Origin of the sequence: Haematospirillum sp. H4485 (genome assembly GCF_012102745.1) — a bacterium.
Classification (GTDB): domain Bacteria; phylum Pseudomonadota; class Alphaproteobacteria; order Rhodospirillales; family Rhodospirillaceae; genus Haematospirillum.
Genome location: NZ_JAAVSY010000001.1, coordinates 179,819 through 193,571, shown reverse-complemented (window position 1 = coordinate 193,571; position 13,753 = coordinate 179,819). Strand labels below are relative to the sequence as shown.

11 protein-coding genes are annotated in these 13,753 nt (G+C 53.6%); 1 reads left to right on the top strand and 10 read right to left on the bottom strand.

Annotated features, from left to right (window positions below):
* Window positions 1-9: 9 nt before the first annotated feature.
* The 6 genes from HEQ61_RS00895 to dnaE all read right to left on the bottom strand — a co-directional run bounded on the left by HEQ61_RS00895 (window position 10) and on the right by dnaE (window position 7,744).
* Window positions 10-702: an isoprenyl transferase gene (locus HEQ61_RS00895; RefSeq protein ID WP_272487505.1), complete on the bottom strand. Its 693-nt coding sequence runs from the start codon at window positions 700-702 to the stop codon at window positions 10-12.
* 57 nt (window positions 703-759) lie between these two features.
* Window positions 760-1,281, bottom strand: coding sequence for a ribosome recycling factor (gene frr / locus HEQ61_RS00890; protein ID WP_245183067.1), 522 nt, complete (start codon window positions 1,279-1,281; stop codon window positions 760-762).
* A gap of 47 nt (window positions 1,282-1,328) precedes the next feature.
* Window positions 1,329-2,054 (bottom strand): UMP kinase, encoded by a 726-nt coding sequence (pyrH, locus tag HEQ61_RS00885; RefSeq protein ID WP_168018760.1) that lies wholly within the window; start codon window positions 2,052-2,054, stop codon window positions 1,329-1,331.
* Between the two features lie 140 nt (window positions 2,055-2,194).
* Window positions 2,195-3,124, bottom strand: coding sequence for a translation elongation factor Ts (gene tsf, locus HEQ61_RS00880; RefSeq protein ID WP_168018759.1), 930 nt, complete (start codon window positions 3,122-3,124; stop codon window positions 2,195-2,197).
* A gap of 167 nt (window positions 3,125-3,291) precedes the next feature.
* A complete protein-coding gene (rpsB, locus tag HEQ61_RS00875) occupies window positions 3,292-4,077 on the bottom strand; it encodes a 30S ribosomal protein S2 (RefSeq protein WP_168018758.1) in 786 nt (261 codons plus the stop codon).
* A gap of 190 nt (window positions 4,078-4,267) precedes the next feature.
* The gene (dnaE, locus tag HEQ61_RS00870) at window positions 4,268-7,744 is read right to left on the bottom strand and encodes a DNA polymerase III subunit alpha (RefSeq protein ID WP_168019211.1); all 3,477 of its coding nucleotides are present in this window, start codon (window positions 7,742-7,744) and stop codon (window positions 4,268-4,270) included.
* Between the two features lie 181 nt (window positions 7,745-7,925).
* Between dnaE and HEQ61_RS00865 the strand changes: the two genes are divergently transcribed.
* Window positions 7,926-9,251 (top strand): anaerobic C4-dicarboxylate transporter, encoded by a 1,326-nt coding sequence (locus HEQ61_RS00865; protein ID WP_168018757.1) that lies wholly within the window; start codon window positions 7,926-7,928, stop codon window positions 9,249-9,251.
* Window positions 9,252-9,276: 25 nt separating this feature from the next.
* Here HEQ61_RS00865 and HEQ61_RS00860 read toward each other — a convergent pair whose 3' ends face one another.
* The 4 genes from HEQ61_RS00860 to proS form a co-directional block, all read right to left on the bottom strand.
* Window positions 9,277-10,284, bottom strand: coding sequence for an EndoU domain-containing protein (locus tag HEQ61_RS00860; protein ID WP_168018756.1), 1,008 nt, complete (start codon window positions 10,282-10,284; stop codon window positions 9,277-9,279).
* Between the two features lie 81 nt (window positions 10,285-10,365).
* Window positions 10,366-11,067, bottom strand: a complete 702-nt coding sequence (locus HEQ61_RS00855; protein WP_168018755.1) for an ABC transporter ATP-binding protein — start codon at window positions 11,065-11,067, stop codon at window positions 10,366-10,368.
* Window positions 11,060-12,307: a lipoprotein-releasing ABC transporter permease subunit gene (locus tag HEQ61_RS00850; RefSeq protein WP_168018754.1), complete on the bottom strand. Its 1,248-nt coding sequence runs from the start codon at window positions 12,305-12,307 to the stop codon at window positions 11,060-11,062. Before HEQ61_RS00850 ends, HEQ61_RS00855 begins: the two co-directional genes overlap by 8 nt.
* A 49-nt stretch (window positions 12,308-12,356) precedes the next feature.
* On the bottom strand, window positions 12,357-13,673 hold the full coding sequence (proS, locus tag HEQ61_RS00845; protein WP_168018753.1) for a proline--tRNA ligase: 1,317 nt from the start codon (window positions 13,671-13,673) through the stop codon (window positions 12,357-12,359).
* Window positions 13,674-13,753 lie beyond the last annotated feature (80 nt).

Genomic DNA, 13,753 nt, shown 5'->3' with positions numbered 1-13,753 from the left:
ATAAAACAGTCAGCCCGTCAAGGCACCAAAGCGTCGATCACGACCCGCAAAAGCCTGTAAACATTTCGCAAGTTCAGCCTTGTTGAAGTCAGGCCACAAGACATCTGTAAAAACAAGCTCTGTATAGGCACACTGCCACAGAAGAAAATTACTAATCCTTTGCTCACCGCTAGTCCGAATCAAAAGATCAGGATCGGGCAGGCCGGGAATCATCAAAGAAGAGGAAAACAGATCCTCGGAAATTGAACCTGCATCCAGCAATCCATCCCGGACCATTCCGGCTAACTTCTGAACCGCCGAAACAATCTCTGCCCGGCTGCCGTAGTTAATTGCAATTACAAGATCAAGCAAACTGTTACCGGCAGTCTTTTCTTCTGCATCGGCCATCAAGGCAGCAATGTCGTCTGCCAACCCACAGCGATCACCCATAAATCTCAGGCGCACATCTTCAGAGTTCAGACGTGACACCTCAGACTGTAAATAAAGACGAAGCAGCCCCATCAAGGCAGACACCTCGGACTGCGGTCGCTTCCAGTTCTCAGATGAAAAACCATACAAGGTCAGTTGATTAATACCGAGAGAGGGCGCAGCTTCGACCACAGCCCTTACAGCATCGGCACCACGTTTGTGGCCGGCCACCCGGGGCAGTCCTCTTTTCTGCGCCCAGCGACCATTACCATCCATGATGATTGCCACATGCAAGGTTATGCACCCTTCAGCTTGTTAGAAAGCTAGTAAAACAGATGTTACACAACAACACTACACCTGCATGATTTCTTTCTGCTTGTGATCAAGAACCTCATCCAGGGACTTGATTGTATCATCAGTCATTTTCTGTATTTCAGCGGTATAAGTATGAAGCTCATCCTGTGAGATCAGCCCATCCTTCTCCATTTTCTTCAGGTTGTCATTCCCGTCACGGCGGACATTACGCACGGCAATCCGTGTTGTCTCTGCATACTTGGCGGCAACCTTTGTCAGTTCCTGGCGCCGCTCCTCTGTCAAGGGAGGGACCGGAATGCGAATGGTCTGACCATCCGCCATTGGGTTAAGTCCAAGACCGGCATCACGAATAGCCTTCTCAGCTGCCTTGACCATTCCCTTGTCCCAAACGCTGACCGTCAACATCCTGGGCTCAGGAGAACCAACCGTACCCACTTGGTTCAATGGCATGCTCTGGCCATAAGCCTCAACCTGCACAGGATCAAGAAGGCTGATGTGCGCACGCCCTGTACGCAAACCGGCAAACTCTTTTCTCATCACCTCGACAGCCTGCTCCATACGGTGCCGGATATCTTTCTTCAACGAGGCATAGTCACCAGCCACGATCAATTCTCCTCGGAAATAACAGTATAGCGCCCCTCACCACGCATAACAGCGGCAAAAGCACCATTCCCATGCATGTTAAAAACAACAACAGGCAAGCGGTTTTCACGCGCCAACGCAATAGCCGACGCATCCATGACACGCAAATCCTTGGTCAGAACCTCTGTGTAGCTCAGAGTCTCATAACGCTTGGCATTACAGTCTTTCCTTGGATCAGCAGAATAGACACCGTCAACTTGGGTAGCTTTCAGCAAAGCGTCACAATTAACCTCAACAGCACGCAAGGCAGCGCCTGTATCTGTTGTAAAAAAAGGGTTACCTGTACCTGCCGCAAAAATGACGACACGCCCCTTTTCCATGTGACGCACAGCCTTGCGCCGAATATAAGGCTCGCAAACAGCAGACATGGGAATAGCGGACTGGACCCGGGTATCAACGCCCATCTGCTCCAGCGCATTCTGCACGGCCAGTGCATTCATGACCGTGGCAAGCATTCCCATATAGTCAGCACTGGCCCGGTCCATTCCTTGCGCTGCACCAGAAACACCGCGGAATATATTACCACCGCCAATCACCAGGCAAACCTGCACACCGCCTTGCACAACAGACCGTACATCACGGGCAATAGCCTCTATAACAGCACGGTCCATGCCGTATTCACGATCCCCCATCAATCCTTCGCCAGATAGCTTGAGCATAACACGGCGACAGGTTGACAGGACAAACATGATTAGAACTCCAGAAGGCACAGCGGGGGAAAGAATGACACGAAGATATCAAGACCCAAGCGGGAGGCGGCAACACTCGCAAGATTGCACAACGTTGCCGCCTCCCACATCAACACAAGCAATACAGACCCAAGAAAAGATCAAGCATGCCCCGCCGCAGCTGCAACCTCAGCAGCGAAGTCGGATTCTTGCTTCTCGATCCCCTCACCCAGAGCAAACCGCACAAAGCCTTTCAGCACCACAGGCTTCCCGAGTTCCTTGGACAGATCGGCAACGACGGCAGAAATTCTGCTCTCACCATCGATAACAAAAATCTGCTCGACCAAGCATACTTCCTCGTAAAACTTCCGCAGCCTACCATCAACCATCTTGGAAATGATGTCCTCGGACTTTCCGGAGGCACGGGCCTGATCGGCCAATACATCACGCTCCCGGTCCAAAGCAGCTGTGTCCACCAGATCCTTGTCAAGATACTGCGGATTGGCAGCCGCGACGTGCATAGCGATCTGCTTGCCAACTTCCTCAAGACGGGTCACATCACCTTCGGATTCCAGCGCAACAAGAACACCGATCTTGCCAAGGCCGGGCTTGACTGCCGTATGGACATAGGAGGCGACAACACCGGAAGACACCGACAGCGCCTGATAGCGGCGCAGGTTCATATTTTCACCGATGGACGCAATGGCTGCAGTCACCTCATCAGCAACACTGCGACCGGATCCCGGGAAAGCCGCAGCCTTCAAGGCATCAACATCGCCATCCACACCAAGGGCCACCTGGGCAATACCCTGAGCGAGGGACTGGAACTGATCATTCCGGGCCACAAAGTCTGTTTCGGCATTGAGCTCCACAACTGCGGCACGTGCGCCGATGGCAGCAACAGCGACCAGCCCCTCGGCTGCCACACGCCCTGCTTTCTTGGCAGCCGCCGCAAGACCCTTCTTCCTCAACCAATCAACCGCGGCCTCAAGATCCCCACCGGTCTCGGACAGCGCTTTCTTGCAATCCATCATGCCCGCGCCGGATGTTTCACGCAGTTCTTTTACCAGTGCAGCAGTAATTTCAGCCATTAGTGTAACACCTTCTTCTTCAGGACACCGAGACCGACCAACAACAGAGAAAAAATAGCCGGACAGCCCGATAGTTCAGTTATCTCGAAGAGCCTCACGCGCAGTGGGGCACTCAGGAAAACGGCGGCAACTGCTGTCGCCGCCGCACCTCTTCAACCGCGAACGCCTCAGGCCTCTGCCTGGGCGCTGTCACTCTCGGCGACAAGGACCGGCTCAACAGGAGCCATTTCCGATGCGCCAACATCAACACCAGCAGCTGTCATCTCTGCCTGGATACCCGAAAGAACAGATCCCGCGATCAGATCGCAATACGTGGTGATGGCACGAATGGCATCATCATTGCCTGGAACAGGGAAATCAACACCTTCCGGGCTGGCATTGGAGTCAACGATGGCAACCACGGGAATGCCGAGCTTGCGGGCTTCAGCAACGGCTAGATCTTCTTTTGTCACATCGACAATGAAGAGAATGTTGGGCAGGCCGCCCATATCCTTGATCCCGCCCAAGGCACGATCAAGCTTTTCCATCTCGCGGGTCAGGCTGAGCTGCTCGCGCTTGGTGAAGCTGTTGACAGCGCCGCTCTCGAACATCCCCTCCAACTCACGCAGACGATTGATGGAATTGGATATTGTCTTCCAATTGGTCAGCATCCCGCCAAGCCAGCGGTGATTGACGTAGTACTGTCCGCAGCGACGAGCTGTTTCAGCAACGATATCCTGCGCTTGACGTTTGGTGCCAACGAACAGCACACGACCACCTGAAGACGTGACTTCACGCACTTTCTCCATGGCGCGCTGCAACATCGGAACGGTCTGCTGCAGATCAATGATGTGCACTCCGTCACGAACCCCGTACAGGTAGGGCTTCATGCGGGGATTCCAGCGACGGGTGTTGTGACCGAAGTGGCAGCCAGCTTCGACCAGTTGGCGCAGTGTAAATGTCGGAAGAGCCATTATTTCCTCTTTTCCGGTTGATACCTCCACAGGGCAAGTGGCCGAATAAACGGCACCGGATGGACCATAGTCCCCTTGGAAGAGGACCTCGGGCCCGTGCACCCGTGTGTGTAGTTTTGCACAAGGCTGGTTGTTTATCGCGCCAGACCATGAATTGCAAGCCTGGATATCAGACTTGGGCAGCGCAAGCCTAGATTTCCCGCACCTCCAAGACTCCGGGAACATCCTTCAGGGCACCAATAGTATGGCCGAACAAGGCAAACCCTTGACGAAGAGGCATCTCAACCTCCTGAAATCGCGTTCTGGCCACCAGAACAACCCGGCCGTGCCCCTTGGCGTCAGCATCAATTATCTGACGCACCTTGCAAAGGCAGGATGGAACATCAAAAACAATCATGATTTTCTTGGTTGCCCTGGAAACGGCATTATCCAGGCTTTCAACGTGCTGGACGGACAACCTGACCTGATCGCCATCCAGCCGGGCATCAACACTCAGGAGGAGCGGCTTGCCGGAGTCCAGAAGATCCCGGCTGGATGATAGAATCTCGGAAAAAAACATGGCTTCGTACCCGCCACCCGCATCCGACAGGCTGACAAAGGCATAGCGGGAACCATTACGCCCGGTTTTTTCCTTACGCCCCCCGACAATGGCAGCCATACGTACCGGCGTTTGCCCTCCATTCCGCAAATACATCACTAGGTCAGAAGAAGGAACAGCATCAAGCCGCTCCAAGGTTGTCTTGTAGGCATCCAAGGGATGCGCCGACAGGAAAAAGCCGATGGCGGCCCGCTCTTCATTCAGAATATCTGTCCTGGACCACTCTTCGCCTGTAGGCAAATCAAAGCGTGGAACCGTATCTGCAGGACCAAACAGGCTGACCTGGGACGAGGCACGAGCCTCTGCAGCTGCTTGGGCATGCCTCAAGAGAAGCTCTATACCGGCAAAAAGCCGCGCACGGGACGGCTCCAAGCAATCAAAAGCCCCTGCCCTGACCAAACTCTCAAGCAGCCTCTTGTTGATAGCGCGGCTGTCCACACGCCCGGCAAAATCCTGTACGGAACGAAAAGCACCGCGACTTCTGCGTTCCGTCACCAACCCCTGCATGGCAGCCTCGCCCACATTGCGGACCGCAGCCAGTGCATAACGTACCGCCCCCTGTGGGCTTGCATCGCCAAATTCAACACTGAACTGAACATCAGAGGCATTGATATCAGGCGGTAGAAGCGGAATACCCAAACGTTGCAGCTCCCCCCTGAAAGAGGCCAGCTTGTCTGTATTATGCATATCATACGTCATGATCGCAGCCATGAATTCAACGGGATAGTTGGCTTTCATGTACGCTGTCTGATAGGCTACATAGGCATAGGCTGCGGCATGGGACTTGTTGAACCCATAACCGGCAAACTTGGCGATGGTATCGAAAATACCGGAAGCCTGACCGGAGGCAATGCCACGCTCCGCGCAGCCCTGCACAAACATGGCGCGCTGCTGGTCCATTTCCTCCTTGATCTTTTTCCCCATGGCCCGACGCAACAAGTCCGCAGTACCAAGGGAATAGCCTGCCAGAACCTGAGCTGCCTGCATGACCTGCTCTTGGTAGATCATGATCCCGTACGTTTCCTTCAGGATCGGCTCCAGGCTGGGATGCATATAGTCAATTGGCTCGGTACCCTGCTTGCGGGCAATGTAAGAAGGAATATTATCCATCGGACCCGGTCGATACAGGGCAACAACCGCGATAATGTCTTCCAGGCAGTCAGGTTTCATCCGCGTCAGGACATCCCGCATTCCTTGGGATTCCAGCTGGAACACGCCTGCTGCCTCTCCACGACCAAGCATGTCATAGGTTTTCGGATCATCCAGAGGCAGGGAAGACAGATCGATCTGTCTCCCTCTCTCCCGCAACAGGTTGACAGCCTTCTGCAGTACAGTCAGCGTTTTCAGGCCAAGAAAGTCAAACTTCACAAGCCCTGCGGATTCAACCCACTTCATATTGAACTGGGTCACCGGCATGTCTGACCCGGGATCGCGGTACATCGGAACCAGCTGGTCCAAAGGACGATCGCCAATCACCACGCCGGCCGCATGGGTTGATGCGTGGGAATAAAGCCCCTCCAGGCGCTGACCAATAGACAGCAGCTGGGCAACCTGGGGATCACTGTCACGCAGCGCCTGTAACTGCGGTTCCTGAACAATGGCTTCCTGCAAGCTGACAGGGTTGGCCGGATTGTTGGGCACCAGCTTGCAGATACGGTCAACATAACCCAGGGGCATTTCCAGAACACGACCAACAGACCGCAACACAGCCCTGGCCTGCAACTTTCCAAAAGTTATAATTTGTGCAACACGGTCACGTCCGTATGTCTTCTGCACATAGTCAATGACTTCCCCTCGCCGCTCCTGACAAAAATCGATATCGAAGTCCGGCATTGAAACGCGCTCCGGATTCAGGAACCGCTCAAAGAGAAGCTGGAAGCGCAGGGGATCAAGGTCGGTGATGGTCAGCGCCCATGCGACCAAGGAACCAGCACCGGAACCACGCCCCGGACCAACGGGTACGTCGTTGTCTTTCGCCCACTGGATGAAATCAGCAACAATGATAAAGTAACCGGGAAAGCCCATCTGGATGATCACATCCAGTTCGAACGCAAGCCTTTGATAGTAGGGTGCAGCGACCTTCTCTTTCTCATCCTCTGTCATGCCCGGCATGTAAACATGAACAGGCAGGCGCCTTTCCAACCCTTCGCGGGCCATCTGGCGTAACACATCTTCTTCTGAACTGTCCACGGCACGCGCTGAACGCGGCAGGATTGGCTTGCGCTTCTCCACCATCACTGCACAGCGGCGGGCAATCGTCAGGGTATTATCAATGGCCTCCGGCAGATCCTGAAAAAGCTCCCGCATTTCAGCGGCCGATTTCAGATAATGCTCCGGCGTCAACCGCCGCCGCTCGGTCGCAGAAACCGTCAGCTTTTGCGACATACAAATCAGGACATCATGAGCCTCGAATAACTCGCGATCCGGGAAATAACAATCGTTCGTAGCGACAAGAGGAAGCCCGTGCTTGTAAGCAAGATCGAGAAAAACAGGCTCGGTTCTGTTTTCTTCCGGGGTATCATGGCGCTGTATTTCCATATACAGCCGCCCGGGGAAAACCGATCCAAGCCACTGCAACTCAGCCTCAGCAGGCTGTGAGCCACCATTCAGTATCCGATAACCAACCGGCCCGGAAACCCCACCCGTCAGACACAACAATCCTTCACTTCGAGATTCCAGATCAGGGCGGCGTATCTTTGGTATCTCACCACTCTCTGCCGCCATAAATGCATGAGAAATCAGCGCAATAAGATTGCTGTAACCAACAGCATTCTGACACAACAGAACAAGATCATCAAATTGGTCTGGCACCATATCCGGCCGACCCCGTGGGGGGTCAGTATCCCCGCCGCGTTCCACGGCAACCTGGCATCCGATAATCGGTTGCACACCATCTGCGGCCAAGGTTACCGAAAACTCCAGCCCACCGAACAGGTTGCGGGTATCAGTAATGGCAACAGCCGGCATACCGCGTTCGCGACATGTCTTGCCAAGCGTCTTGATCGGTATCGCCCCTTCGGACATTGAATAGGGCGTGTGAAGGCGGAGGTGAACAAAGGCATTCTGCATAGTCCGCCTAAGATGCCAGAACACGTCAAAAATCACCAGACCTGACGGAGGTCTGGACAGAGCCGAGGCCACACACACAATTTCCCATAAATAAATTGCGGAAAAAGGATGATGGTATTAGCGTACATTCATTATTTTTCGACATAATGATGAAATGACTGATAGGGTTTGCGAGGCATAGATGCTTGTTTTCTGGATGGAATTTGCTCTGGTTCTGGGTGCAATCCTGATCGGTATCCGGCGGGGCGGAGTCTCCTTGGGGTTGATCGGCGGCTTGGGGGTTGCCGTTCTGTGCTTCGGATTTGGCGCTGTTCCAGCCAAACCACCTGTGACCGTCATGCTGATCATTCTTGCCGTTGTTACGGCATCAGCAACCCTGCAGGCCGCCGGTGGACTGGACTGGCTGGTCCAACAGGCTGAACGGCTGCTCAGGACTCACCCGAAGCATGTCACACTTATTGCCCCTTTTTGCTCGTTTGCCTTGACGGTCTGCGTTGGCAGTGGGCATGCCATCTATTCGCTACTGCCCGTTATTGCTGACGTATCCCTGAGAACGGGGGTAAGGCCGGAGCGTCCCATGGCTATATCCAGTGTTGCATCGCAAATGGGCATTACCGCCAGTCCGGTTGCCGCAGCTGTAACCACTTTTCTTGCGATTACCCATGACGCACCCGGGGCCATAGGACTTGTCGATCTGCTGATCGTGACTGTCCCCGCAGGACTGTTCGGCCTTGGACTCGCCTGCCTGTGGAGCCTCAATCGTGGTTTGGACCTGAATAAGGATCCGGAGTATCAGGCACGGCTGACCGACACTGAATTCAGGGAACGCCTTGGAACCAGCATAACAACTCTCGACAAAACACTACCAGCTTCCGCGAAAATATCTGTTGTCCTCTTCTTCAGCGGGATTCTGACCATCGTCATGCTGGCCCTGAATCCGCAATGGGTTCCTGTAGCCAACGGCAAAGCGGTACCCATGACAACCATCGTACAGATTGTCATGTTGGCCTACGGGGCCTTGATCATGCTTTACAGTAACGTCAAGGCTACTGATATTGCCCGAAGCGGGGTCTTTAATGCGGGAATGATTGCCGTCGTGTCCATATTTGGCATTGCGTGGATGAGCGACACCTTTGTAAGTGACAACGAAGAGCTGCTTATCAACACAGTCCGCCAAATGGTGGAGTATGCCCCCCTGACCTTTGCTTTTGCCTTGTTCGCCGTTTCCATGTTCGTAAAAAGCCAAGCAGCAACACTGGCGATCATGATTCCCTTTGGCCTGACCTTGGGCGTGCCCATGCCTGTTCTGGTTGGCGTCATTCCCGCATGTTACGCTTATTTCTTTTTTGCGTTCTACCCCAGTGATTTGGCCGCCATCAACATGGATCGTACCGGCACCACCCGTGTTGGAAAGTATCTTCTCAACCACAGTTTCATGATGCCGGGACTGATCGGTGTATGGGGGGCCACCCTTGCTGGGTGGATACTAGCTTCCCTTACACTCTAGAAAGAGCTCCAGCACCTCACGGATTCTAAGAGCAGGATGCCATATTGGGATCCGGTGAGGCATCAGGATACAAAGTTACAACAGACTGAGCACGTGAAACAAACACCAGACGGAACGCCTGCCCTCCGGCATCGGTCAAGCAGGCTACGTTGTCTTTTTTACCCTGTACACGAGGCAGAACGTGCTTTAGTGCCATAGTTCCTTCTTTCAGAATGTCCCGCGCATGCTGCCCAAGCCCATAGCCCTTGGGACATGCACGACCAACAGAGCCATCAGGACGAATATAAGAAACGCCCACCGTATACACAGGCGGCTTTATATCCTGCTTGGAACACTGTGTTGCTCCGTCAGCAAGGCCAGCCCACCCCGCTTTTTGAGCTTGAAGATAGCGCCCTTCAAAATGGAAACCACCCAAAGTACGGGAACCCGGCTCACCACAGAAAACATGGGTGAATCCATTCTGGCGGAACCATACGTCTGTCAGTTCATTCACAAATCCAGCCACGTCAGCATGGCGGGTCAGAATGGTACCATCGAGCGCGGTGTACAAGGCATTGGCTTCCTCAGGAAAAACCGAAAGAAGCGTAACAGCAAAGTTTTCCGCCCTTGGTTTCGAACCCCAGTTGCCACACAAGGCCAGAACCCCACGATCAAAGGCATCCAGCTCTGGGGCCAAAGGAGCAGGATCATTCACAGAATCAGTCTGCTCATCAAAGAACGGTAGAAAGTCAGACCGCCCAAAAACCGCTGTACGCATCTGGCCACAATCAGCACGAACCCACCGGTCTTTGGGCGATGCACTATTAATCCGGACCTGGATCCACGCATCTTCACCCTGTTCGTAAGAATTGGCCGGATACTCACGGGAAGGAACCAAGCGCACATTATCAGGATTGGACAAGGTCTTCTTGCTGACATAGGCCTCGCATGGACCGGATGCTGTCAGAACACCCGAGGGGGCAGCAACAGACTGACAAGAAAAGACACACCACAAACAGAAAACCAGAAACGATACTGGCGATACACGGTTCATATGGATCCTCACAGGAATAAAATCCGATACAATAACCCGTCACCAATAGATTATTATCAAATTATAATCTATCTATAATTATTATAGGGAGCAAATAGACGTCTGGCTGCGCACCGTAATAGTCCGATCCATACGCGCGGCCAGATCAGTGTTATGTGTGGCAATCAAGGCTGAAAGCCTCTCTTCACGTACCAACGTCAACAGCTGGGAAAAAACCTTCTCTGCGGTCTCCGGATCAAGGTTCCCCGTTGGCTCGTCGGCCAGAAGCAATGCCGGGGCATTAGCCAACGCCCTGCAAATCGCAACACGCTGCTGCTCACCACCTGATAACTGCCCTGGTCGATGCTGGGCACGCACTTGCAACCCCATGGACGTCAGAAGATCCATAGCCCGAACGCGAGCCCGTTGACGCGATGCTCCGGCTATCATCTGGGGAATAATAATATTCTCGACAGCTGAAAATTCCGGAAGAAGGTGATGATACTGATACACAAACCCCAAGTGCCGACGCCTTAACGCCGTACGCCTGTCATCATCAAGCCCGTCGGTATTCAAACCACCAATGGAAACAACGCCTTGATCGGGGCGCTCCAGAAGACCGGCGATCTGCAACAGTGTCGACTTTCCTGCACCTGATGGTCCGACCAGAGCAACGATCTCACCTGCCGCAACTTCAAGATTGATATCAGACAGCACGTCCAGACGCTCCCCGCCCTGCACAAAACAGCGCGACACCCCAGACAGCGCAAGTGCTGGCTTTTGCTTGTCCAGATTCTCACTCATAGCGCAGGGCCTCTACAGGATCCAGGCGGGCTGCCCGCCAACTGGGATAGAGCGTCGCACCAAGAGACAAGGCAATCGCCATGGCCGTAACACGGATAACTTCCGACCATTCCATCTTTGCCGGCATTTTTGAAAGGAAGTAAACTTCAGCAGAGAAAAGGTCTGTTCCTGTCAAAGATTGCAGTCCCTGACGAATGGATTCTATGTTTTCACAGAACAAAACACCAAGAACCAATCCAAATACCGTACCGCACACGCCAACACTGGCCCCCGCCAGAAAAAATATTCTCATGACTGAACCACGCGTCGCGCCCATCGTTCGCAATATCGCAATATCGCGCCCTTTGTCTTTGACCAGCATGATCAGACCAGAAATAATGTTGAAGGCCGCAACAACGATAATAAGGGTCAGAATAAGAAACATTACGTTTCTCTCGACCTGCAAGGCGTTAAACAGGCTGGCATTGCTGCGGGTCCAGTCGGCAACATAGTAGCCACGCCCAAGGGTCTGATAGACTTCATCAATAATCGTATCCAGATTATCCGGATCAACCGTCATGATCTCGATCTGGCTGACCTGCTCCGGCATCTGGAAATAAGCCTGCGCAGCAGCCATTGGCATATAAATGAAGGCGCTGTCATACTCGTGCATGCCAACATCAAAGATCGCTGCAATACGATAGGCACGCATACGCGGCACTGTCCCGAATGCAGTAACGGCACCCTTGGGAGAAACAAGGGTTAAACTATCACCAACCTCCACACCGAAATGGCGCGCCATACGTGACCCAATCACAATCACGCTGGACTCATCAAAATGATCCAGATTCCCGTCAATCAGGCTTCCGGACAAAACCGGCCGCTTGCCGAGATCAGCCTGCGTCATGCCACGCACCATAGCCCCCCTGCTCGCCCCCTTGGCGCTAACCATAACCTGCCCCTCTACAACCGGGCTGGCCAAAGTCACGCCAGAAAGAGTGCGCAAACGCTCTACATACGAACTGTACGCATCAAGATTTCCGTGGGAGGACGTGATAACAACATGACCGTTCAGACCAAGAATGCGCCCCAGCAACTCGTGCCGGAAACCATTCATGACGGCCATGACGATAATCAAGGTTGCAACGCCAAGGGCAATACCAAGCAGGGAGAAGCCGGCGATGACAGAGACGAAACCCTCTTTCCGCCGCGCTCTCAGGTAACGCAGGGCAACCATTCGCTCGAAGGCATCAAAGATCATACTGCAAACCTATCACCTGCATGGCGTCACAACAGACAGCGGCTGCGCTTCAGACAGACGTCAAATGTGACAGCACGGACTCTACAGACACATCCCTCTTTTCGCCGGTACGGCGGCATTTCAGCTCGACATAACCGGCAGCAACGCCTTTGGGACCGATGGTCACGTGCCACGGCAAACCAATTAGGTCAGCCGTGGCAAACTTGGCACCGGCACGTTCATCGGCCCGATCATCATACAACACATCGACCCCGGCATTCCGCAAGTCAGCGTACAGACCATCGGCCACAGCATCAACAGAAGGATCACCGGGCTTGATATTGATCAGGGCAACACGGAAAGGCGCAACACTCTCTGGCCAGATGATGCCATTTTCATCGTGGCTGGCTTCTATGATAGCACCGACAAGGCGGGAAACACCGATACCATAGGACCCCATGTGCAGAACAATATCTTGCCCATCCGGCCCGGCAACCCGGCACCCCATGGGGGCGGAATACTTGGTACCAAAGTAGAAGATATGCCCGACCTCTATGCCACGTGCCGAAACCAGGTTCTCACCCAAGCCGGCTTCCAGCGCCGGGTCATGCATTTCATCTGTTGCAGCATAAGGACCTGTCCAGCTGTCGACCAAAGGCTGGAGATCACCATCAAAGTCAACCGTATCCGGGATCGGCATATTCAATAGATCCCTGTGCACAAAAACACCGCTTTCGCCTGTATCGGCCAAAATCAGGAATTCATGACTGAGATTGCCGCCAATTGGCCCCGTAGCGGCCCGCATGGGTATAGCGCGAACACCCAGCCGGGCGAATGTCTTTAGGTAGGCAACAAACATGCGGTTATAGGCACGGCGGGCGGCCGCTTCATCAAGATCGAAAGAATAGGCATCTTTCATCAGGAATTCACGGCCGCGCATGACGCCGAAACGCGGACGAACCTCGTCACGGAACTTCCACTGGATTTGATACAGGGTTTTCGGCAAATCCTTGTAGGAACGGACCATGGAGCGGAAAACATCCGTGATCACTTCCTCATGCGTTGGACCATACAGCATTTCCCGATCATGGCGATCAACAATGCGCAGCATTTCGCGCCCATAGTCGTCATAGCGGCCAGATTCCCGCCACACATCCGCCGTCTGTATGGTTGGCATCAGCATCTCGACCGCACCAGCACGATCCTGTTCCTCGCGAACAATCTGTTCCACTTTCCGCAAAACACGATGCCCCAAAGGAAGCCAGTTATATATCCCGGCAGCGTGCTGACGAATCAACCCGGCGCGCAACATCAAACGATGGGAAATGATCTGGGCTTCTGCAGGAGTTTCCTTGAGGACAGGAAGAAAATAGCGAGACAGACGCATAAGCGGAGAATTCCTGAGGACAAGACGGTAAACAAGGTCATTTGGCTGACTTTATGACAGGGGTATGTGCTTTTTCCAAT